At 56.6% G+C, this 23408-nt stretch carries 19 protein-coding genes and 1 pseudogene; 11 read left to right on the forward strand and 9 right to left on the reverse strand.

Annotated features, from left to right (window positions below; genetic code table 11):
* Positions 1-85 precede the first annotated feature (85 nt).
* From glnQ to rhtA, 5 genes are all read right to left on the reverse strand, one after another.
* Complete coding sequence (gene glnQ / locus HV355_RS16250; RefSeq protein ID WP_089598967.1) at positions 86-808, reverse strand: glutamine ABC transporter ATP-binding protein GlnQ; 723 nt, start codon at positions 806-808, stop codon at positions 86-88.
* Positions 805-1464, reverse strand: a complete 660-nt coding sequence (glnP, locus tag HV355_RS16255) for a glutamine ABC transporter permease GlnP (protein WP_010428919.1) — start codon at positions 1462-1464, stop codon at positions 805-807. Before glnP ends, glnQ begins: the two co-directional genes overlap by 4 nt.
* Before the next feature lie 92 nt (positions 1465-1556).
* On the reverse strand, positions 1557-2300 hold the full coding sequence (gene glnH / locus HV355_RS16260) for a glutamine ABC transporter substrate-binding protein GlnH (RefSeq protein ID WP_010428921.1): 744 nt from the start codon (positions 2298-2300) through the stop codon (positions 1557-1559).
* Between the two features lie 361 nt (positions 2301-2661).
* Positions 2662-3165 (reverse strand): DNA starvation/stationary phase protection protein Dps, encoded by a 504-nt coding sequence (dps, locus tag HV355_RS16265; RefSeq protein ID WP_010428924.1) that lies wholly within the window; start codon positions 3163-3165, stop codon positions 2662-2664.
* Between the two features lie 300 nt (positions 3166-3465).
* Entirely contained in the window at positions 3466-4353 is an 888-nt protein-coding gene (rhtA, locus tag HV355_RS16270; RefSeq protein WP_120158395.1) for a threonine/homoserine exporter RhtA, read from the reverse strand.
* A 353-nt stretch (positions 4354-4706) separates the two neighbouring features.
* Between rhtA and ompX the strand changes: the two genes are divergently transcribed.
* On the forward strand, positions 4707-5225 hold the full coding sequence (gene ompX / locus HV355_RS16275; RefSeq protein ID WP_006177301.1) for an outer membrane protein OmpX: 519 nt from the start codon (positions 4707-4709) through the stop codon (positions 5223-5225).
* Positions 5226-5343: 118 nt separating this feature from the next.
* Here ompX and HV355_RS16280 read toward each other — a convergent pair whose 3' ends face one another.
* Positions 5344-6927, reverse strand: a complete 1584-nt coding sequence (locus HV355_RS16280; protein WP_182402659.1) for a phosphoethanolamine transferase — start codon at positions 6925-6927, stop codon at positions 5344-5346.
* A gap of 279 nt (positions 6928-7206) precedes the next feature.
* Positions 7207-7335, reverse strand: coding sequence for a manganase accumulation protein MntS (gene mntS, locus HV355_RS16285; protein WP_042718971.1), 129 nt, complete (start codon positions 7333-7335; stop codon positions 7207-7209).
* A 183-nt stretch (positions 7336-7518) separates the two neighbouring features.
* On the opposite strand from mntS, the gene mntR reads away from it, so the two are divergent.
* The 9 genes and pseudogenes from mntR to HV355_RS16330 all read left to right on the forward strand — a co-directional run bounded on the left by mntR (position 7519) and on the right by HV355_RS16330 (position 18159).
* Positions 7519-7992, forward strand: coding sequence for a manganese-binding transcriptional regulator MntR (gene mntR / locus HV355_RS16290; protein WP_010428939.1), 474 nt, complete (start codon positions 7519-7521; stop codon positions 7990-7992).
* A complete protein-coding gene (locus tag HV355_RS16295) occupies positions 7989-9098 on the forward strand; it encodes an anion transporter (protein WP_042718972.1) in 1110 nt (369 codons plus the stop codon). Before mntR ends, HV355_RS16295 begins: the two co-directional genes overlap by 4 nt.
* A gap of 101 nt (positions 9099-9199) precedes the next feature.
* Entirely contained in the window at positions 9200-10294 is a 1095-nt protein-coding gene (locus HV355_RS16300) for an HlyD family secretion protein (RefSeq protein ID WP_182402661.1), read from the forward strand.
* On the forward strand, positions 10291-11862 hold the full coding sequence (locus HV355_RS16305; protein ID WP_042718973.1) for a DHA2 family efflux MFS transporter permease subunit: 1572 nt from the start codon (positions 10291-10293) through the stop codon (positions 11860-11862). The genes HV355_RS16300 and HV355_RS16305 overlap by 4 nt, the downstream gene beginning before the upstream one ends.
* Positions 11862-13385 carry an efflux transporter outer membrane subunit gene (locus HV355_RS16310; protein WP_182402663.1) on the forward strand — a complete coding sequence of 508 codons (1524 nt, stop codon included), beginning with the start codon at positions 11862-11864 and terminating at the stop codon, positions 13383-13385. The genes HV355_RS16305 and HV355_RS16310 overlap by 1 nt, the downstream gene beginning before the upstream one ends.
* Positions 13386-13487: 102 nt before the next feature.
* A pseudogene (locus HV355_RS16315) lies at positions 13488-14528 on the forward strand (aldo/keto reductase).
* Positions 14529-14676: 148 nt separating this feature from the next.
* Positions 14677-16053, forward strand: a complete 1377-nt coding sequence (locus tag HV355_RS16320) for a glycoside hydrolase family 1 protein (RefSeq protein WP_182402665.1) — start codon at positions 14677-14679, stop codon at positions 16051-16053.
* Between the two features lie 51 nt (positions 16054-16104).
* On the forward strand, positions 16105-17427 hold the full coding sequence (locus HV355_RS16325) for a PTS transporter subunit EIIC (protein ID WP_045355721.1): 1323 nt from the start codon (positions 16105-16107) through the stop codon (positions 17425-17427).
* A 15-nt stretch (positions 17428-17442) separates the two neighbouring features.
* A complete protein-coding gene (locus tag HV355_RS16330; protein ID WP_010428962.1) occupies positions 17443-18159 on the forward strand; it encodes a GntR family transcriptional regulator in 717 nt (238 codons plus the stop codon).
* A gap of 43 nt (positions 18160-18202) precedes the next feature.
* Here the strand turns inward: HV355_RS16330 and ldtB are convergent, their stop codons facing one another.
* The gene (gene ldtB, locus HV355_RS16335) at positions 18203-19123 is read right to left on the reverse strand and encodes a L,D-transpeptidase (protein ID WP_010428965.1); all 921 of its coding nucleotides are present in this window, start codon (positions 19121-19123) and stop codon (positions 18203-18205) included.
* Between the two features lie 222 nt (positions 19124-19345).
* Between ldtB and HV355_RS16340 the strand changes: the two genes are divergently transcribed.
* Positions 19346-20941 carry an ABC-F family ATPase gene (locus HV355_RS16340; RefSeq protein ID WP_010428967.1) on the forward strand — a complete coding sequence of 532 codons (1596 nt, stop codon included), beginning with the start codon at positions 19346-19348 and terminating at the stop codon, positions 20939-20941.
* A gap of 97 nt (positions 20942-21038) precedes the next feature.
* On the opposite strand, the gene HV355_RS16345 is transcribed toward HV355_RS16340, so the two are convergent.
* Positions 21039-23402 (reverse strand): glycoside hydrolase family 31 protein, encoded by a 2364-nt coding sequence (locus tag HV355_RS16345; protein ID WP_182402667.1) that lies wholly within the window; start codon positions 23400-23402, stop codon positions 21039-21041.
* Positions 23403-23408 lie beyond the last annotated feature (6 nt).

Consider the following 23408-nt stretch of genomic DNA (forward strand, 5'->3'; position numbering starts at 1 on the left):
AGAAGTCGAGGCGCGGAGGGGAATTTTTGGGAACAATCTGGCGTAAAAAAGCCGGGCAGGGCCCGGCTCGGTGTGACGCGAGGGATCAGGAGACGTGCTGGAGGAACTCCTGCAAACGCTGCCCTGGCGGGTTAGCAATAAGCTCTTGCGGGTTACCGTCCTGAGCAATACGGCCTTTATCAATAAAGATCAGGCGGGACGCTACTTTCTCAGCAAAGCCGATTTCGTGGGTCACGATCACCATCGTCATCCCTTCTTCGGCCAGATCCTGCATGACTTTCAGCACCTCGTGGCGCAGCTCCGGGTCGAGCGCGGAAGTCGGCTCATCAAACAGCATCATCTTCGGTTTCACCGCCAGCGCGCGGGCAATCGCCACGCGCTGCTGCTGGCCGCCGGACAGCTCGGAAGGGTAGTGGTGCGCACGTTCGGCCAGGCCGACCTTGGCCAGCAGATCTTTTGCCTGCGCTTCCGCCGCCGCTTTGCTCGCCCCGCGCACGCGCAGCGGGCCAAACATCACGTTTTCCAGCGCCGTAAGGTGCGGGAACAGGTAGAACTGCTGGAACACCATGCCCGCTTCCTGACGAATCAGACGCTCATCCACTTTCGGGTCATTGACCTTCAGGCCGTCGACGATCAGATCGCCGCTGGTGATCTCTTCCAGCTTGTTGATGCAGCGCAGCAGGGTGGATTTACCGGAGCCGGACGGCCCGATAATCACCACCACTTCGCCCTGTTTGATGCTCAAATCGATATTATGCAGCACCTGGGTTGGGCCAAAGTGCTTAGAAACGTTTTTAAATTCAATCACAGGATTTTCATCCTTCTTTCAAGACGACGCAGAACGAAGCTCAGAACCAGAGTGATGATCAGATAGACAACGGCTACCGCACTCCAGATTTCCAGCGCGCGGAAGTTGCCCGCAATGATCTCCTGGCCCTGACGGGTCAGTTCAGCCACGCCGATAACAATAAACAGCGACGTGTCTTTAATGCTGATAATCCACTGGTTACCCAGAGGCGGCAGCATACGGCGCAGCGCCAGCGGCAGAATCACGTGGCGGATCGTTTCGCGACGGGAAAGCCCTAGCGCCAGACCGGCTTCACTGAAACCTTTATGAATCGACAGCACCGCACCGCGGGTGATTTCTGCGATGTAAGCGCCTGAGTTGATCATAATGGTCACGACGGCGGCGCTGAACGGGTCAATGCGCAGATCGTTGAAAGCCATTGGCAGGGCGAAGTAGATAAACATGACCTGCACGACAATCGGGGTGCCGCGGATCACTTCGATGAAAACCAGTGCGATGTGGTTTGCAATCCAGCCGCCGTAGGTGCGGGCGAAACCGGCGACAAGACCGATAATCAACCCGCCAACCAGACCCAGGACCGAAATCCACAGGGTCATTTTAGCGCCTTCAAGCAAGAGAGGAATGGCAGGCCAGATGGCGCTCCAGTCAAACTGCATGATGTATTCCTGTATACCGTGGTAAAAAACGAAAAACGTAGGCCCGGCAAGCGTGAGCGCCACCGGGCGTTACAAACCTGAATTCAGGTAAATTATTTAGGCTCGGTACCGAACCATTTTTTGTAGATTTCGTTATAGGTGCCGTTCTCTTTCAGGGTTTTCAGCGCGCCGTTAACTTTCGTGCGCAGGTCGTCGCTGCCTTTCGGGAACGCGATACCGTACTGCTGTGCTTCCAGAGAATCACCGACCGCTTTGAACTTGCCGTTGCCCGCGGTTTTGATGAAGTACAGGATGTTAGGCGTGTCGTGCAGAACGGCGTCAGCACGGTTGGTACCCAGTTCCATGTAGGCATTGTCGATGTTCGGGAACTGGCGCAGATCTTTGGTTTTGATATTCGCTTTCGCGTAATCAACGGAACCCGTACCGCTCTTCACTGCCACCACTTTACCGTCGAGATCTTTTACGCTTTTTACGTCGTTATTGTCGGCTTTCACCATCACCAGCAGGCCGCTTTTGTAGTAGCCGTCGGAGAAGTCGATGGCTTTTTTACGCTCTTCGGTAATCGTGATACCCGCCAGTGCCAGGTCAACGTTTTTGGTCTGCAGCGCAGGGATGATGCCGCTGAAGTCCATCGGTTTCAGGGTGTAGTCCAGTTTGAGTTCTTTTGCGACCGCAGCCCACAGATCCACGTCAAAACCAACGTATTTGTCACCCTGTTTGAATTCAAACGGAACGAACGCCGTGTCGGTCGCCACAACGAGTTTGTCGGCAGCCTGAGAGGACACTGCAAATGCCAGGGTAAGTGCAGCCAGTGAAACTTTTAATACAGACTTCATAGCATTTCCTTTTATAACCACGGGGCGATCCCCTGCGAGAACGACAGGCACCATGAAAAAATCGTGCCAACTTTACAAGCTGTTGTTTTACAAAGGGGATGATGTCACGCATTGCACAAAAAATGGAGCAATGATGTCGTGTTGCACCAGCGTGAGGCACCATTTTGGTGCGACTCATTTGGCGTATCTGACGAGGTGATATTTAGCGCAGATTCTGACGGAAAAACAATCTTCCGTTAACGGTTGTGTGAGGTGATTATTACATTTCGTTCACTTTTGCAGGTGTGCAGAGCAAAAGTGTGCACCATAAATGTGCAAAACCCCCGCCAGAGGCGAGGGTGTCATTGGTAATTCGTATGGCTCATTCGATGTTAGATTCGATAAACCACAGGAATTGATCCAGGTCGCGAGAGGCGGCGGTGAAGATATCAGCCGTGTCTTCGTCTTTCGCTTCGCCGATGGCTTTACGCACGTCGTTCGCGACGATGGCATAACGGTCCGCCAGCTCTTTCAGGTGATCCTGAACGGTATGGATATCCAGCGGATAGCTTTTCAGCGGCGTTTTGCTGTTAATCACCTGCGTGGTCCCCAGCGCTACACCGCCTAACTGAACGGCACGTTCGGCCATCGTATCGAGGTGGGTAACCAGTGCTGTGCGGAAGCCATCCAGCATTTCATGAACGGCAATAAAGTTTGCACCGCGCATATTCCAGTGGGCCTGTTTGGTGATCAGCGAAAGATCGATGAACTGGATCACCTGGCGATTCAGCAACTCAATGGTCGCCTTTTTGTCGCTATCCGATACATCGTTACGGGTATAAAGCAGATTAGACGCTTTCGTTTTCACCAGTTTAGCGGTACTCATAATCTCATATCCTCTTGATGTTTGTGTCCCAGGTAATTACGGAACTAAGTATAGCACCGGATTTTTTGCCTGCGGTTTGGCTCTGCCTATCGGTTTAATAGCAAGAAGGACGTTGAGTCTGTATCGTGCTGAAAATAAATGATTTTTATGAAATTGATACAGATCAATCTTAATTCTGAACGTACGGTGCGTAGCCCTGGGGATTATTTCGTGAAGATGACAATTCGTGTAACGAAATATGATGAGCGTGGAAGGCGCTTATATTCTGCATGGCGAGAAAGCCATGCAGAATATAGAGCATTAATTGATGTCAACTTTCTGCACTTTGGGTTCAGGGCGCATTGTCAGCGTTGATCCCATAGAGGCCGCGATAATGGAGCACAGTGCCAGCGTCTGGGTAAACGTCAGCGTTTCGCCGAGGAAGACCATCCCCGAGATAGCCGCCAGCGCAGGCTCCATGCTCATTAACGTACCGAAAATGCGTGTCGGCAAACGCGTCAGGGCTATCATCTCCAGAGAATAGGGGAGTGCCGTAGAAAGAATAGCGACCGCCAGCCCCACGGGCAGAATGGACCATTGCCAGATGGATTCGGTGGCCTGCGCCATACCGAGGGGGACAAAGATGATGGCGGCAATCAGCGAGCCCAGCGCAACCGTGGCCGGACCGTGCTCCTCCCCGGCGCGTTGGCCGGTGAGGATATAGACAGCCCAGCAGGCACCCGCGCCCAGTGCCAGCGCGGCACCCGTCAGATCAATCTGCGCGACGCTCTGACCCAGCGGCAGCAGGAACCAGAGCCCCAGAACGGCTAACACGACCCAGATGAAATCCACCGGACGACGTGAAGAGAAGAGGGCAACCGCCAGCGGCCCCGTAAATTCAAGCGCGACGGCAATCCCCAGCGGGATGGTCTGAATAGAGAGGTAGAACATGTAGTTCATCGCGCCCAGCGCCAGCCCGTATAAAAGAAGCGGCAGTCGCTGCTCTTTTTTGAAACGCAGACGCCAGGGTTTAAAGATAACCACGAGGATCAGCGTCCCTAATGCAATACGCAGGGCCGTAACGCCGGGCGCGCCCACCAGAGGAAAGAGTGATTTTGCAAGCGACGCGCCACTCTGAATCGACAACATGGCGATCAGTATTACAGCGACCGGCATCCAGACCGATGACGTGCGGGATAACCCTGGCATCCTTTCTCCTGTCAATTTATGTCAAATAGGGTAAAAGCCGCAGTGTAATGGAAATATGCGCTCACGGTTGAGCTACTGTTGAAAAAAAACCAGGGAAAATCCGTAAAATAGATAAGCGTTGCTGGTTTTATCGCCTGTCAGATTAGGAATAATCTGGATGAATGTAACGGCGATGGCGCGCACTATGACTATTTTGCAGCGAAAATTTAACGTAATTTGAACGAGATAGCTGATTCTGGAAACGTTCTGTTACAGGAAAGACCTCGTTAGACATTACGAATCACAAAGAGTTTCGCAAAATTTTTTGATATATTTAAAACTTACGGACTTACTTGAACACATTTGAGGTGGTTATGAAAAAAATTGCATGTCTTTCAGCACTGGCCGCAGTTCTGGCTGTTTCCGCAGGTACTGCTGTAGCTGCTACTTCTACCGTTACCGGTGGTTACGCTCAGAGCGATATGCAGGGCGTGATGAACAAAACTAACGGTTTCAACCTGAAGTACCGTTACGAGCAAGACAACAACCCGCTGGGCGTGATCGGTTCTTTCACTTACACCGAGAAAGATCGCACTGAAAACGGCGCATATAACAAAGGTCAGTACTACGGTATCACCGCTGGTCCTGCTTACCGCCTGAACGACTGGGCTAGCATCTACGGTGTTGTAGGTGTTGGTTACGGTAAATTCCAGCAGACCGAAAACGAAGGTCTGAACCGCACTGCAAGCAACAGCGACTACGGCTTCTCCTATGGCGCGGGTATGCAGTTCAACCCAATCGAAAACGTTGCACTGGACTTCTCCTATGAGCAGAGCCGTATCCGCAACGTTGACGTTGGCACCTGGATCGCGGGCGTAGGTTACCGCTTCTAATCACTTCGGTGAGCCAGTAAAAAATCCGCCCATTGTGGCGGATTTTTTTTTGTCTTTTTCCCTCTCCCACAGGGAGAGGGGCAGGGTGAAGGCATCAGACCGCACGAGACGGTAGAGATCACTTACTCTTAATATCAAAAATGTCCGTACCCAGGTGGTTATAGTCAACTTTCTGTAACTTGAAGTTGGTAACGTAAACTGGGGGGCCCTTCTTGTTTGAGACAAACGGGTAAGAAATTTTTATCTGCTCTGCAGCAATCCCCGTCCATTGTGAAAAGAAAGCCAGAAAATCATTCGCCGAACGACGCGCTTTGATGATGCGATGCTTTTTGTCGTCACTCGACAGCACCATAAAAGGCACCTGGAAGTTCTGCTGAAATGCATCGTCGTGCGCCAGGTACTGCACCTCTTTACCGCGCTCTTTAAACGCCAGCCCGTGATCGGAGAAATAGACCATCGAGAAACTGTCGCCCGTATTGCGCAGCTGGGCATAGAGCTTGCTGAGCAGGTCGTCGGTTTGCGTCATGGTGTAGAGATAACATGATGTCTCTTTGGACTGCACAAACTCTGTGTACTTTCCGTTTGTACGATCGCACGCCTGAGGATGTGACCCCATCAGGTGCAGAACAATCAGCTGTGGCTGGGTGCGCTGAGTGGCAAAGACCTGTGCTGTCATTTTCAGCAATGCTTCATCTTTGGTGTTTTTGTCGGCTTCAAAATCACCGCTTTTCAGGAACTGAACCTCATCGGCACGCTTCGCAATACTGGCGATGGCGGTATCGTATTCGCCAATTTGCCCCTGGTTGGAGAACCACCATGTCTGGAACCCCGCGCGGTTTGCCAGCGTGACAAAGTTATCCTGGTACTGCGGTTTGCCGTCGACCACACGGTTCAGGGTCAGGCCGAGTGATTTCTGCGTCGAGCCGCTGGCTGCAACGTAATCGGTAAACAGGGCACCGTTTACCGAACTGGCAAACGGCGTGTTGTCCCAGTGACCGCCAAAAGCACCGAGCGCATCGCGGCGCGCGCTTTCGCCAATCACCACCACGTAGGTATGGTACTTAGGCTTCACGGCCAGCACGTTCCAGGTGTCTTTCATGGTGGAAAGTTCAGCCATACGCGCCTGCTCGTCGAGAACCTCTCTATTATTAACCACGACGTCTTTCACGAAGCGGAAAACCGGATAGCCGATATTGATGAGCCTTAACTTACCGTCCCAGGGAATATTCTGGATGGGGGCGACAAACGCCACGGCAATGCTGAACACCAGACAGAGTATTTCGATCTTACCCCAGGATTTTTTCTCGCCCGACTGGCGGCGGATGGCGATAACGCCCAACGCGAAGATAAAGAGCCCGACCACGTAGCTGTACCACGGGAAGATCGTCAGGATCTCCGTCGACTCTTCCATATTGGTCGAATGCAGCGCCAGCAGGGTATTGAAGTTTGGCGCGCCGTAGGCCTGGCCAAACGGGAAATACATCGCAGCAACCAGCGAACAGACCCCGACCAATGCTTTCTGCACGCGCGGGGCACTCCGCCACAGCACGTGGAGCACGCAGGTAAATGCCACGGCGTAGAGCAGGCTAAACGGGTAGCCAAGCGCAAAGTTAATCAGCAGCGATTGCAGAAAGTAGAATCCCGTCCACGGGCTTAAGGCCCGGCTGCGGGTAACAAGTGTTTCTTTCAGGGTTAAGTTCATAGATCACTATCATGAAAACGCCATGTGCTCACCCTGGCGCCAAGGGTCAAAGCCTGCCTGACAGTGCGTGGAGAGGGAATGAGGGTCCGCTTCAGCGAGCCGCAAATGGTGCAGGGCTGCAAGAAGATAGTGCGAGCGTGAAATAAGGTCAACAGTTGCTAAACAGATGTTTTGCGAGGGAGACTGCAAATCCGTAAAAAAGATCGGGATTAAGGCGGCCAGAGGCCAGTTTACATGGGGTTTGTGACGGAAAAATGAAGCGGCGTACCGCGACGCCGCTTAGTGAGAAGATTTGTCATCCTGCTGCGGTTTGTTGTTAAACATATCGCACAGCATGTTCAACAGCATTAAGCGCACTTTAAAAGGAGAGTGGGTAAACACGTTCATACACCTCTTGAATTCATTCATGTGACCTCCTGATTTCTGATCCCTTCGATCCGTGAAGGGTGACTGCATTACATACAGATATAGCACAGGCTATATTGTATAGCTATGGCTAATTCGTTAAATTTTTGTGCTTGTAGAGCTATGGTTTACAATGTGCGCTCCGTTACAGGACGCTGGAAGCGTCACCCCCATTGAGGAAGCACAATGAACCGTCGCGCAGGTAAGCCAACTACAAAAAAAACGACGCAACTGGTGAATGTTGAAGAGCACGTAGAAGGGTTCCGCCAGGTGCGTGAAGCGCATCGCCGGGAGCTGATTGATGACTATGTGGAACTGATCTCCGATTTGATTCGTGAGGTTGGCGAAGCACGTCAGGTCGATATGGCCGCGCGGCTGGGCGTTTCCCAGCCAACGGTAGCCAAAATGTTAAAACGTCTGGCGTCAGTGGGCTTGATCGAGATGATCCCGTGGCGCGGCGTGTTCCTGACGGCAGAAGGCGAAAAGCTGGCGCAGGAGAGCCGCGAGCGTCATCAGATCGTGGAGAACTTTTTACTGGTACTGGGCGTCAGCCCGGAAATTGCCCGCCGGGATGCGGAAGGGATGGAGCACCACGTCAGTGAAGAAACGCTGGTGAAGTTCCGTGAATTTACACTCAAATATGGTTCTTCTGCTGAATGAACATCCCCGGCCTGCAAGCCCTGACGCGTGACCGTTTCTTTCATCTCTTACTGATTATTGGTGCAGGCTTAAGCCTTTTTGTCCCCTTTACCCCTCACGCCTGGCCTGCGGCCATTGACTGGCGCACGATTATTACCCTGAGCGGCTTAATGATGCTCACCAAAGGGGTAGAGCTAAGCGGCTACTTTGATGTTCTGGGGCGCAAAATGGTGCGCCGTTTTGCCACCGAGCGCCGGCTGTCTCTGTTCATGGTCTTTTCCGCAGCGGTGCTGTCGACGTTTCTGACCAACGATGTCGCGCTGTTTATCATCGTGCCGCTCACGCTCACGCTGCGTAAGCTCTGTGAAATTCCGGTCAGCCGTCTGATTATCTTTGAAGCACTGGCCGTGAACGCTGGCTCGCTGTTAACGCCCATCGGGAATCCACAAAATATCCTGCTCTGGGGCCGTTCGGGTCTGTCGTTTGCCGCCTTTACCTGGCAGATGGCCCCGCTGGCGCTGGTGATGATGCTTTCCCTGCTGGCGGTCTGCTGGTTTGCCTTCCCGGATAAAAAACTGCAGTACCACAGCGGGACAACGGGCCCGCAGTGGCAGCCGCGGCTGGTCTGGAGCTGTCTGGCATTGTATATCGTCTTTTTGGTCGCGCTGGAGATGAAGGTTGAGCTGGCGGGCGTGCTGCTGGTTGCCGCCGGGTTTTTAGTGCTGTCGCGGCGGGTGCTGGTGAGCGTCGACTGGACGCTGCTGCTGGTCTTCATGGCGATGTTTATCGATGTCTATCTGCTCATCCAGCTGCCTGCACTGCAAAATGTGCTTCACGGCGTCAGCGGTCTGTCGCAGCCGGGACTGTGGCTGACGGCGATTGGCCTGTCGCAGTTTATCAGTAACGTGCCGTCGACCATTCTGCTGCTCAACTATGTTCCGCCTGACACCCTTCTGGCCTGGGCGGTAAACATCGGCGGGTTTGGGCTGCTGCCCGGTTCCCTTGCCAACCTGATTGCCCTGCGCATGGCCAACGACCGCCGCATCTGGTGGCGCTTCCATTTATGGTCGGTCCCGATGCTGATGTGGGCAGCCGCGATCGGTTTCGGACTATTCCTTCTCATATAGTGCGCTATTTGTCAGTTTATCCTGGCAAATGTATAGCAACGTCCTAGCTTTAGTGAACGGCATAGTGTGATGCCGCTCACTGACAGGACCGTTGCTGACCTATGGCTGAAGATCAAAACCCGCCTGCTGACGAGCAGGAAAACAACAATAAGGCGCGCAAGCGCCCGGGCAAAAAACCGTTAATTATCCTCGGCGTTGTCGTGGTGGTAATGGTCGTCGTGGCGCTGGTCTGGTGGTTTTTAACCCGTAACGAAGAGACGACCGACGACGCCTTTACCGACGGCGACGTGGTGACCATTGCCCCCAAAACGGCGGGATACGTCACCGAGCTTCGCGTGCGCGATAACCAGCGCGTGAAGAAAGGGGATCTGCTGGTGGTTATCGATCCTCGCGATACTACGGCCCAGCGCGATCAGGCTCAGGCGCAGCTTGGGCTGGCGCTTGCTCAGCTCCACCAGGCGCAGGCACAGCTGGCGCTCTCGAAGGTGCAATATCCTGCCCAGCGTGACGAAGCCAAAGCGCAGGTGCTAAAAGCGCAGGCCGATATGGCGAACGCCCAGGCGGAGTACCGCCGTCAGCGCGGCGTTGACCCGCGTGCGACCACGCAGCAAAGTATCGATTCTGCGAATGCCCAATTGCGCAGTGCGCAGGCCGGACTGGCCAGCGCCCAGGCGCAGCTGGAAGTGGCGGAGCAGGTACAGCTACAAATCCGTCAGCAGGAAACCAACGTTGAAGCCCGCGAACGTCAGGTCGATCAGGCCAAAGCGCAGCTGGAAAACGCGAACCTGAATCTCTCTTACACCGAAGTCCGCGCCCCGTTCGACGGCTTCGTCACCAAACGCAACGTACAGCCCGGCACGCTGGTGCAGGCGGGTACGGCGCTGTTCTCACTGGTCTCCCCGAACGTGTGGGTGGTGGCGAACTTCAAAGAGTCGCAGCTGGAGCGCATGAAGCCCGGTGACAAGGTCAGCGTCTCTGTGGATGCCTGGCCGGATATGGAACTTGAAGGCCACATTGACAGCATCCAGCAGGGCAGCGGTTCGCGCTTCTCCGCGTTCCCGTCGGAAAACGCCACCGGTAACTTTGTCAAAATCGTCCAGCGCGTGCCGGTGAAAATCGTGATTGATAAGGGGCTGGATCCGAACAGGCCGCTGCCGCTGGGGCTGTCGGTTGAACCGAAGGTGACGGTGGAATGACGGACCACAGCCACGATAGCTGGAAGCCCGCCAGCAACCCGTGGGCGGTGGCAATTGTCGTCACCCTCGCGGTGTTTATGGAAATTCTGGACACCACCATCGTCAACGTGGCGCTGCCGCACGTGGCCGGGTCGCTCTCGGCCAGCTATGACGAATCCACCTGGGTACTGACCAGCTACCTGGTGGCGAACGGCATCGTGCTGCCCATCTCAGCCTTCCTCAGTCGCCTGTTTGGCCGCAAGCAGTTCTTCTTAATCTGCATCGTGATGTTCACCATCTGCTCGTTTCTGTGCGGCATCGCCACCGAGCTGTGGCAGATCATCCTGTTCCGCGTGATGCAGGGCTTCTTTGGCGGCGGGCTGCAGCCCACGCAGCAGTCGGTGCTGCTCGACTACTTCAAGCCGGAGGACAGGGGCAAGGCCTTTGGTCTGTCGTCCATTGCCATCATCGTTGCGCCGGTGCTTGGTCCGACGCTGGGCGGCTGGATCACCGACAACTACTCCTGGCGCTGGGTGTTCTTTATCAACATTCCGGTGGGGATTGTGACGGTGCTGGCGATCTACCAGCTGCTGGAAGATCCGCCGTGGGAGAGTAAGTCAAAAGAGAAGCTGACCGTCGACTGGACGGGGATCGGCCTGATCGCCCTCGGCCTGGGCTGCCTGCAGGTGATGCTCGACCGGGGTGAAGATGACGACTGGTTCTACTCGAACTTTATCCGCACCTTCGCGGTGCTGACGCTCATCGGCATTATCGGCGCGATTTACTGGCTGCTGTATGCCAAAAAACCGGTTGTGGATCTGCACTGCATGAAGGACCGCAACTTCGCCATTTCCAGCCTGCTGATGGCAGGGATGGCGATGATCCTGTACGGCAGCTCGGTGGTGATCCCGCAGCTGGCGCAGCAGGACCTGGGCTATACCGCCACCTGGTCAGGGCTGGTGCTGTCGCCCGGCGCGGTGTTGATTGTGTTAACCATCCCGCTGGTGCTGAAGCTGATGCCGGTGGTGCAGACGCGCTGGATCATCGCCTTTGGCTTTACCTGTCTGGCGGTGTCGTTCTTCTGGTCGCGCACGCTGACGCCGGATATCGACTTTGAAACGCTGGTGCTGTTCCGCAGCGCCCAGTCGATAGGGCTGGGGTTCCTGTTTGTGCCGCTGACCACCATTGCCTTTATCTCGATACCGAGGCGGCTCAACGCCGACGCGGCGGCGCTGTTTACCATGTTCCGCAACGTGGCCGGTTCGATTGGGATTTCGCTCTCGACGGCGGCGATAACCGAACGCGCGCAGGCGCACAGCGCTCATCTGGCGTACCACGCTTCGCCGTTCAACGAACAGTTCCAGCTGGCGATTCGTGAGAGCGCGCAGGCGATTCAAAACTTCACCACCCAGGTGGGCGACCCTACGGGAATTGCCACCGGGCGGATGTACCAGACCATGATCGAGCAGTCGCGCTTCCTGGCCTACATCGACGTTTTCACCCTCCTGAGCGCGGTGGCCTTTTTACTGATCCCATTTTGTTTGTTGCTCTCGCCGGTTAAGAGCGAGGGGAGTGCAGGAGCACATTGATGATACACAGACGTTTACACCCCCTGATGATAATGATGCTGCTGGTGGGCTGTGCCGTAGGGCCGGACTACCAGCAGCCCGCGCCACCCGCCGTCACGCACTGGAACGATAAGGGCGACGGCGGGGTGAAATCTCAAACCACCTCCGCCGCGACCAACCCGCGCTGGTGGAAGACCTTCGGTTCGCCGCAGCTCGACAGCCTGGTTGAACGCGCCATCGCGGGAAACCTGACGCTGCAGCAAACGGTGCTGCGCATTGCCGGCGCGCGTGAACAGATTAACCAGGCGGGCGGGGCGTTTTATCCGTCGGTGAACGGTAACCTGCAGGCGACGCGCCAGCAGCTCGGGCTGGAAGGGGAGCTAAAATCCCACGGCGTGTACGACCAGGTGGATAGCATCGATCCCGATCTGAAAGGCGCGCTGGGGCCGCTGACGCAGCCGGTTAACCTCTACCAGGGCAGCTTCGACGCCCAGTGGGAAATCGACCTGTGGGGCAAGGTGCGCCGTCAGGTGGAGGCCGCCGAAGCGCAGCAGAAAGCGGCGATAGAGCAGCGTAACGACGCGCTGGTGTCGCTGGAGGCCGAAGTGGCCCGGGCGTGGCTCCAGCTGCGCGGGGCGCAGAGCATTATCGCCACGTTGAACACCCAGATTGAGAGCGCCCGGCAGACGCTGGATCTGACCGAAAGCCGCCAGCGCGGCGGGCTGTCTCCGCAGATGGATGTAGAAAACGCCCGGGCGCAGCTGGGGAATCTTGAAGCGCAGCTGCCGCAGTATCAGGCGCAGGAGCGGCAGGCGATGAACGGCCTGGCGATCCTGCTCGGCAAGCCGCCGGGCGCGCTGGATGCGGAATTGCAAAGCGTGCAGCCGATGCCTGCCCTGCCTGATATCGTGCAAACGGGCATTCCGTCGACGCTGGCGCGCCGTCGTCCGGACGTGCGCGAAGCGGAGGCGAACCTTCACGCTGCCACGGCGCAAATCGGCGTCTCGGTGGCGGAGCTGTTCCCGAGCTTTACGCTCTCCGGGCAGTTTGGCCTGCGCAACAGCGAAACTAACTGGCTGACCGACTGGAGCAGCCACTTCTACAGCTTCGGTCCGCAGGTCTCTATTCCCATCTTCCAGGGCGGCCGGCTGGTTTCCAGCGTCAAGGTGGCGCGTGCGCAGCAGGGCGCAGCGGTGCTGGACTATCGCCAGACGGTGCTCACCGCGCTCGGGGATGTGGAAAACGCGCTGGTGAGCTATCGCACCGACCAGCAGCGTGAAGCGGGCCTCGCGAAGACCATCGACGCGCTGCAAAACGCGTTCGACCTGGCAAGCGACAGCTACCGACAGGGGATCGCCAGCTTTATCGACGTGCTGGACGCCCAGCGTCAGCTTGCGCAGGCCCAGCAGCAGCGCGCACAGGCGCAGGTGCAGAGCGCGCTCGATCTGGTGGCGCTCTACAAAGCTCTGGGCGGCGGCTGGGAGCCGTATCAGCAGGTGCAATTACCGGAGTACAACGTCTTTGGCGACGCCCCGCGCGGATAAATTCAGAGGATTGGGCAAGAAACGGACAGGAACGCCACATTCGCGAGGGTTGAGGGGCGGGTATAACTATCGGGTACCCAATCGACATGCGAGGAATCACTTATGCGTTATCAAAAACTGGGCAACACCGGACTGTTTGTTTCTGAACTGTGCCTCGGCACCATGACCTTCGGCGGTGAAGACGGCATGTGGGGCAAGATTGGCCAGCTTAAGCAGAACGAGGCCGAGCAGCTGGTGGGCCGCGCGCTGGACTCGGGCATCAACTTCATCGATACCGCCGACGTTTATTCGGAAGGGCGCTCGGAGACGATACTCGGGCAGGCGCTGAAAAACCTGAACGTCCCGCGCGAAAATGTGGTGGTGGCCACCAAGGTGTTTGGCGAAACGGGCACCGCCGGGGTGAACTCGCGCGGCAGCTCGCGCTATCACATCATCAGCAGCGTGAAGGAGAGCCTGCGCCGCCTGCAGCTCGATCATATCGATCTCTAGCAGCTTCACGGCTTTGACCCCGCAACACCGATTGAAGAGACGCTCTACGCGCTGGATAACCTGGTGCAGCATGGCCACGTGCGCTACATCGGCGTTTCTAACTGGGCGGCGTGGCAGATTGCCAAAGCGCTCGGTATTTCTGAACGTCTTGGGCTGGCGCGTTTTGCGTCATTGCAGGCGTACTACACCATTGCCGGACGCGATCTGGAGCGTGAACTGGTGCCAATGATGCAGAGCGAAGGCGTTGGGCTGATGATCTGGAGCCCGCTGGCGGGCGGCCTGCTGAGCGGAAAATATGGCCGCGACGGGACGAGCGAAACCGGTGGCCGCCGTCTGGAGTTCGACTTCCCGCCGGTGGATAAAGATCGCGCCTTCGACTGCGTGGACGTGATGCGCACTATCGCCGAAAGCAAGGGTGTCTCCGTCGCGCAAATCGCGCTGGCGTGGCTGCTGCACCAGAAAGCGGTAACCAGCGTGATTATTGGCGCGAAACGCGTCGATCAGCTGGACGACAACATTGCCGCAACGGGGATCCGCTTAAGCGAAGACGAGCTTAAGCAGCTGGATGCGGTGAGTGCGCTGCCGCGCGAGTATCCGGGCTGGATGCTGGAGCGCCAGGGAGAATATCGCCGTAACCAGCTCGCACAACAGTAACCTTCCTTTTCCCCGGTGGCGCTTCGCTTGCCGGGGCTTTTTTTCCCGCACTGCTCACAAAAAACGATCCTCCTCTTTGATCCAAATTTAATCTTCGCCTATATGACTAGTCATGAAATTTTAAATGACTAGTCATATAGGAGAGACCATGAACAATTCACTGCCAGCCAACTTTTTATGGGGCAACTCGGTGTCCAGCATGCAGACGGAAGGAGCCTGGAACGAGGGTGGGAAAGGCATGTCGGTTTACGACATTCGCGAAGCCGGGGAGAACATCTCTGACTGGAAAGTCGCAACCGACTCCTACCACCGCTACCGGGAAGATTTCGACCTGATGCAGGATCTGGGCATGAACTGCTACCGTTTTCAGATCTCGTGGAGCCGCGTCTGCCCGCAGGGCGACGGCGAGTTTAACGACGAGGGCATCGCGTTTTACGACCGTTTTATCGACGATCTGATCGCCCGCGGCATCGAGCCGATGGTTTGTCTTTACCATTTCGATATGCCGCTGGCGCTGGCGCAGGAGTACAACGGCTTCAATGACCGCCGCGTGATGGACGCCTTTATCCGCTACGGCAAAAAAATGATCGACTGCTATGGCGACCGCGTGAAGTACTGGCTGACCTTCAACGAGCAGAACATCTTCCATATGCCGGAAGCGTTTCGTATTTCGGGCTATATGAAAGGCGAGCAAACCCTGCGCGAGCTGTATGAGCTGCAGCACCATACGATGGTGGCGCACATGGCGCTGACCGAGTATCTGCACCAGACCAAACCGGGCCAGCTGATGGGCGGCATGCTGGCACACCAGCTCATCTACCCGGCCACCTGCAAACCGCGTGACATCTTCTGCGCCCAGCAGTATGACGAATTTCTCAACCAGAACCTGCTGCGCGTTTTCGCGGGGCAGGGCTACAGCCCGGCGGTGATGGCGGTGGTAGAGCAGGAGGGCTTTGGTGATATCTACCGCGCCGAGGATTTAGCGCTGCTGGCGCGCACCAGAAACGACTATATGGCCTTCAGCTACTACGCCAGCAAAACGCTGGATAGCGATGCGATCCCGGAAGGCACGCCGGTGAACTATTACCTGCTTCACGGTGAGAAAAATAACCCGTACCTGAAGGCCACCGAGTGGAACTGGCAGATCGATCCGCTGGGCTTTCGCACCATCATCACCCGCTACGCCAACGACTGGCGGATGCCGGTCTTCCCGATTGAGAACGGCATTGGGGTGATTGAATCCTGGGACGGCGTGAACCCGATTGATGACACCTACCGCATCGACTACCACCGGGCGCATATCGAGGCCATGAAGGAGGCGATGTTCGAGGACGGGGCGGAGGTCATTGGCTACCTTGGCTGGGGCTTAATCGACATTCTGAGTTCCCAGGGCGACATGCGTAAGCGCTACGGCGTGGTCTATGTCAACCGGGAAAACCACGACCTGAAAGACCTGAAGCGCGTGCCGAAGAAGAGCTACGCGTGGTTAAAACAGGTTATCCATACCAACGGACGCGAGATGTAAGCCGTACGCTGCCGGGCCGTTTTTGTGACTGATTGATGGGAACTATCCGCTATGTCTGAAACAAAAATAACACCGCACATGCAGTCCTTTGTCGATAAGTTTGTTGAGTTTTCGGCGCGCCTGGCAAACCAGGTGCACCTGCGCTCCCTGCGCGACGCCTTCGCCACGGTGATGCCGATTTTCATCCTCGCCGGTCTGGCGGTGCTGGTGAATAACGTGGTGTTTCCGTGGATTTTTCACGGCGACACGCTCGCGCAGTTTAAGGTGTGGGGCGAGGCGATTATCAACGGCACGCTGAACATCGCCGCGCTGCTGCTGGCTCCGATGATTGCCTGGTCGCTCGCGCGCAACAAAGATTTCGACAATCCGGTCTCGGCAGTGGTTATCGCCGTCAGCAGCTTCATCATCATGATGCCGATGCGCCTGCAGATTACGCCCGTTGGCAGCGATGCCGCGGTGAACGTCACTCAGGTGCTGACGTTCGCCAATATTGGCTCAACCGGGATTTTCGCCGGGGTGCTGATCGGGCTGCTTTCAACAGAAGTGTTTATCGCCATCTCGCGGCTGAAGGCGCTTCACATTTCCCTCGGGGAAAACGTGCCGCCGGCGGTGAGCAAATCCTTTACCGCGCTGATCCCAACTATCCTCACGCTCTCCCTGTTCGCAGTGCTGGCGGCCATACTGGCAAACGTGCTGCACACGGACCTGATCCATCTTATTACGACCTTTATCCAGCAGCCCCTGCGGCTGATCAACACCAGCCTGCCGGGAACGATCTTCATCTACAGCTTCGGTAACTTCCTGTTCACGCTGGGTATTCATCAGTCGGTGGTGAACAGCGTGGTGCTGGAGCCGTTCCTGCTGATTAACACCAACGAGAACATGCTTGCCTTCGCCAACGGTCAGCCCATCCCGCATATCATCAATAACATCTTCGTGCCGACGTTCGGCATGGTGGGCGGCACGGGCAGCACGATATCGCTGCTGATCGCCATCTTTATCTTCTCCCGGCAAAAGTCGGCGAAGCAGGTGGCGCGTCTGTCGCTGGCGCCCGGCTTATTCAACATCAACGAGCCGGTGATCTTCGGCCTGCCGATTGTCTTTAACCTGCCGCTGATGATCCCGTTTGTGCTGCTGCCCGCCATCGGCATCTATTTCGCCTGGCTCTGTACTACGCTGGGGCTAATGTCGCGCTGCGTGGTGATGATCCCGTGGACCACGCCGCCCATTCTGAGTGCCTGGCTGGCGACGGCGGGGGACTGGCGGGCGGTGGTGGTGCAGTTGGCAATCATTGTATTTGGTGTATTCTTCTACCTGCCTTTCCTCAAGATTGCCGAGCGAGTGGCGTTGAAAAACAGCGGGATAGAAAACTAACAGAAAGGAAGGACGATGGCGGCGAAGTACATCACCATAGCGCGGGAAATTAAGAAACGCATTATCAGCCAGCAGTACGCCGCCAATGAACCGCTGCCGGACCAGTTTGCGCTGGCGGCGGAGTTCAGCACCAGCCGGATGACCATTCAGCAGGCCATGCGCCAACTGATTGTCGAAGGGCTGGTCTACACCCGTCAGGGGCAGGGAACGTTCATCCGTAAAAATTTCCTCCAGCTCTCGCAGTGGGATCTCTCCGGCAGCGACTACTTTGGCGCCACCAAAACCTGGGAGCATCTTGGAACGGTGACCAGCCAGGTGGTGCATTTCGAACTGCGCTTCCCGAACGAGAAAGAGCAGGCGTCGCTGATGATTAACGCCGATGCGCCGATCTATGACTTTATTCGTCTGCGTTTGCTGAACGGCGAGCCGATGTCGCTGGATTCCACGGTGATGCCGCTGAATCTGGTGCCCGGCCTGAACAAAAGCCATCTTGAAAGCTCGGTGTTCCGTTACGTGCAGGAGACGCTGGGGCTGAAAATAATGGGCTCGTATCGCGTCGTGCGCGCGTTAAAACCAAATGCGCTGGATATGCAGCACTTAATCTGTGAACAGACTGACCCGGTGCTGGAGGTGGAGCAGGTGATCTATCTTGAAGATGGCACGCCGCTGGAGTACGCACACTGTCACTATCGCTACGATCACGGCGGGATTGTGATCGTGAACAACGGATAAAAAAAAGCGGGCAACGAGGCCCGCTTTTTTATTCGCTTTGTTATCAGTTCAGACGTACTGGCATACCGGAACGGTTCTGGATCGCCTGGTCAACCACGGTCGTTTCCACGTCAGCCTGAGAGGTCACGGACTGCACCGCGCTGGTCAGGTTGATTGGCACGATTTCGTTGTTGTTGATCTGATCTTCGCTGGTGGACAGCGGGTTGTGCACTTCGATGTAACGGCTGCCGTCTGGCTCAGAGGTCGCTTTCACCGGTTCGTTGATGAACTGCACGCGGGTGCCGACCGGCACGTTTTCGAACAGGAACTTAATGTCGTCGTTACGCAGACGCACGCAGCCGTGGCTGACGCGCAGGCCGATACCGAAGTTGGCGTTAGTACCGTGGATAGCGTACAGGCGGCCAATGTACAGCGCGTACAGACCCATTGGGTTATCCGGGCCTGCTGGCACTACGGCTGGCAGCGGTTCGCCCGCAGCAATGTATTCCGCGTGCATTTTCGCGGTTGGGGTCCAGGTTGGACCCGCTTTCTTACGCTCAACTTTAGTGGTCCAGTTCAGCGGGGTATCTTTACCCAGCTGGCCGATACCGATTGGCAGCACGATAACGGTGTTAGTGCCTTTCGGGTAGTAATACAGACGCATTTCGGCGCTGTTGATTACGATACCTTCATGAACAGTATCCGGCAGGATCAGCTGCTGAGGGATGTTCAGCACGGTACCTGCTTTTGGCAGATACGGGTCAACGCCCGGGTTTGCTTCGAGCATGTTAGACAGACCGAGCTGGTATTCAGCGGCAAAATATTCCAGCGGCTGAGCGTTGCCTTCCGGCACAATCACCACCTGGTTTTGCCCAACCAGACGGCTACCGTCTGTCGGCAGGGGATACGTCACCGCAGAAGCGGTCTTGCAAAAACCTACTACGGCTAACGCTGCCGCAAAAAGCGTTGTCAATTTCATGTTCATGTTGTGCGAGGTATCTAAGCCATTCAGGCGATGAGTTGATAAGTCTGAATCTGTGATGGGAGCGCATTATATGTGCATTCCCGCTAACAGGGAATTCAGATGTGTACGAAATCACATTTTTTTCGATTTTGTTAAAGTTTAGTGGATTGCCGCAACACGGGATCTCAATTCGGAATTGTGGCATAATGCCGTGTTTATCACACTTTTCGCAGGAATCTCCCCGTGTTAGTTACCAGCAACGTCACTATGCAGTTTGGCAGTAAGCCGCTGTTCGAAAACATTTCCGTCAAATTTGGCGGCGGCAACCGTTACGGCCTGATTGGTGCCAACGGTAGCGGAAAATCCACCTTTATGAAAATCCTCGGCGGTGACTTAGAACCGACGCTCGGCAACGTGTCGCTCGACCCTAACGAGCGTATCGGTAAGCTGCGTCAGGATCAGTTCGCCTTCGAAGAGTTCACCGTGCTCGACACCGTGATCATGGGGCACGCGGAGCTGTGGGAAGTGAAGCAGGAGCGCGATCGCATTTACGCGCTGGCCGAAATGAGCGAAGAAGACGGCTATAAAGTGGCCGATCTGGAAACGCAGTACGGCGAGATGGACGGTTACTCTGCGGAAGCGCGCGCGGGCGAGCTGCTGCTGGGCGTAGGCATTCCCGTTGAACAGCATTACGGCCCGATGAGCGAAGTTGCGCCAGGCTGGAAGCTGCGTGTGCTGCTGGCACAGGCGCTGTTCTCTAACCCGGACATCCTGCTGCTCGACGAACCGACGAACAACCTGGACATCGACACCATCCGCTGGCTGGAGCAGACGCTGAACGACCGCGACAGCACCATGATCATCATCTCGCACGACCGTCACTTCCTGAACATGGTCTGTACGCACATGGCGGATCTGGACTACGGCGAGCTGCGCGTCTACCCGGGCAACTACGACGAATACATGACGGCGGCCACCCAGGCGCGTGAACGTCTGCTGGCGGATAACGCCAAGAAGAAAGCGCAGATTGCTGACCTGCAGTCCTTCGTCAGCCGCTTTAGCGCCAACGCCTCTAAGTCGCGTCAGGCGACCTCGCGTGCGCGTCAGATCGACAAAATCAAGCTGGACGAAGTCAAAGCCTCCAGCCGTCAGAACCCGTTCATCCGCTTCGAGCAGGACAAGAAACTGTTCCGTAACGCGCTGGAAGTGGAAGCCCTGGCAAAAGGCTTTGAGAACGGCCCGCTGTTTAAAAAATTCAACCTGCTGCTGGAAGTGGGCGAGAAGATTGCCATTTTGGGCGCCAACGGCGTGGGTAAATCCACCATGCTGAAAACCCTGGTGGGTGAACTGCAGCCGGACAACGGCACCGTGAAGTGGTCTGAAAACGCGCAGATTGGCTACTACGCGCAGGACCATGAATACGAGTTCGAAAACGACCTCACCGTCTTTGACTGGATGAGCCAGTGGAAGCAGGAAGGCGACGACGAGCAGGCGGTGCGCAGCATCCTGGGCCGTCTGCTGTTCAGCCAGGACGACATCAAAAAGCCGGCTAAAGTACTTTCCGGTGGTGAAAAGGGTCGCATGCTGTTCGGCAAGCTGATGATGGAAAAACCAAATATCCTGGTGATGGATGAACCGACTAACCACCTGGACATGGAATCTATCGAATCCCTGAACATGGCGCTGGAGATGTATCAGGGTACCCTGATTTTCGTCTCTCACGACCGTGAGTTCGTCAGCTCGCTGGCAACCCGCGTGATTGAAATTACGCCAGAGCGCGTGGTGGACTTCACCGGAAACTACGAAGACTACCTGCGCAGTAAAGGTATCGACGGCTAAAAAAAAGCCGGGTGGCGGCTTCGCCTTACCCGGCCTACGTTCTATTCCCTCTCCCCGTGGGAGAGGGTTAGGGTTAGGGTGAGGGCATCAGGCCGCACTACATCACCCACTCGTTCGCTTCAACCCCGTTCACCCGCAGCTTACGTTTTTCCCCTATCGGTAACGACACCTTCAGCGCTTTCCACGCCGGACGGTAATCCCCGCGCGCGTTGACCTTCAGGTTGATGGTTGCGCCGTCGCACACCATTTCCCAGTCCACCCACAGCGCATTGCCGTTCTGATAGCCCCAACTTTCTCCGTCATCTTCAAATAGCATGCCAGAGGTTGTCCCGACGCCTTTAACCGGGAAAAGCTTCAGCTCGCGGGTGTCGTCTTTTTCTGCGGATACGTGGGTGATACGCTCGCTGAGCGGCAGGCCGGCACCGGCGCGCACCAGCAGCGGCAGTTTTTCCAGCGGCGCGTCGAGAACAATCGACTGGCCGCCCGCATACCACGCGTGGGTGTAAAAATCATACCAGCCGGTGGCGTTATCCGGCAGCCAGACGCGGCGCTCGCGCTGCCCGGCTTCGACGACGCTGGCCACCAGCAGGTCGCGGCCCAGCAGGAAGTCATCGCACTCCTCAAACGTCTGCGCATCGTGCTCATGATCGAGGAAGGTCGGGCGCAGCATCGGCTCGTCGTCGGCGTGCGCCTGCCAGAGCAGGGTGTAGAGGTATGGCAGCAGGCGGTAGCGCAGCTCCACCGCGCCGCGAATGGCTGGCGTGACGCCCGGGTACATCCACGGCTCGTTCACGGTATGGTCATCGTTCCACGAGTGAATGGTAAAGCGCGGATGCATCACGCCGTTCTGCACCCAGCGCACGAACAGCTCGGCGTCTGGTTTGTCGCCGGAGAAACCGCCGACGTCGTGACCGACGTTGAACAGTCCGGACAGGCTCATGCCCAGCCCCATGCGGATGTTATAGCGCAGGGTGTCCCAGTTGGTGCGGTTGTCGCCGCTCCAGGTCTGGACGTAGCGCTGCATCCCGGCACAGCCGGAGCGGGAAATCAGGTACGGACGCTTTTCCGGCGCGAAACGCTGCTGCGCTTCAAGCGAGGCGCGCATCATCAGCAGCGGCATCACCGGGCGAATGTGCTTGATGGCGATCTCCTTGCCGAAGCCAAAGCAGCGCGCTTCCCCGTCCCACACTTCATACTCGTTGTTGTCGTTCCAGGTGGAGTCGATACCCATCTCCAGCAGCTGCGTGGTGACGCCGTTCTGCCACCACTGCACCGTCTGCGGGTTGGTAAAGTCGAGGTGCGAGCCTTCGTCATCCCAGAAGCTGGAACGTTCCGGCGCATCGGTTTCTGAATCGCGAATAAACAGTCCGCTCTCCGCCACTTCGTTATAGCGCGGATGATCCTGCAGCAGGCACGGCTTGATGTTGGCCGCAAGCTTCAGCCCCGCGTCGTGGAATGCCTGGCTCATCACCTTCGGCTGCGGCACCTTGTCATGGTTCCAGTTAAAGACGTAGCGCTTGCCGTTGATGGAGGTATAGCCGGAAGAGAGCTGGAACGAGTCGCACGGAATGGCGTGCTCTTCGCACAGGCGGATGAAGTTCATCAGCTGGTTCTGGGCGTCCGGCGCATCGGTGTAGTGCATGGTCGAGCCGCTGTAGCCGAGGCTCCATTTTGGCCCGAACAGCGTTTTCCCGGTCAGGCGAACAAAGGCTTTGGTGACGTCCAGCACGCGCGTGCCGGTAAAGATGTAGTAATCGATATCGCCCGCTTCCGCCTGCCAGCGACGGTAGGCGGTGTGGTAGTTGTCGATTTCGTTACCCAGATCCAGCCAGCAGCTGCTCAGGTTGTCGTAGAACAGGCCGTAGCTGACGTCGTCGCGGCGGGCGATGGTGAACGGGATGTGCTTGTAGAGTGGGTCGGTGCTGGCCGCGTTATAGCCCATTGCGTCGAGGTTGCGCATCTCGTAGCGTTTACCGTTGCGCTGCAGATCGCCCGCTTTCTCGCCTAGGCCGTAGAAACGCTCGTCCTTACGACGGCTCAGATAGTGCGCCACGCCGTCACCGTGGGCGTTCAGCAGGTAGGCGCTGGTTGGGCGGTCGTTGACCAGCGGCAGCCACTCGCCCGCCTCATTGCGGTAGTGCCACTCCAGCCACAGCGGCTGGTGGACGGTCACGCGCAGCCGTTCGGTTGCCACGGTTAGCGTCTCATCCTGCTGCGTGAGCGTCCAGGCCGGGCAGGTGAAACCGCTTAAATCGTCACGGCGGCGGCCTTCCCACGGCACGTCTTTTTCCGGCGCGATGCTCCAGGTGCGGTCCAGCGCCAGCTCGCCTTTGCGTTTGATCAGCACGCGGAACAGGTTCTCTTCCAGCACGTATAGGCACAGGCGGTGCTGATTATCGACCAGCAGTTCCAGATGGTTTGCCGACTGCTTATCTACGGTCCAGTTTTTCAGGGTTTTCATATGCAA

Source organism: Enterobacter sp. RHBSTW-01064 (genome assembly GCF_014103035.1).
In the GTDB taxonomy this organism is placed as follows: Bacteria; Pseudomonadota; Gammaproteobacteria; order Enterobacterales; family Enterobacteriaceae; genus Enterobacter; species Enterobacter mori.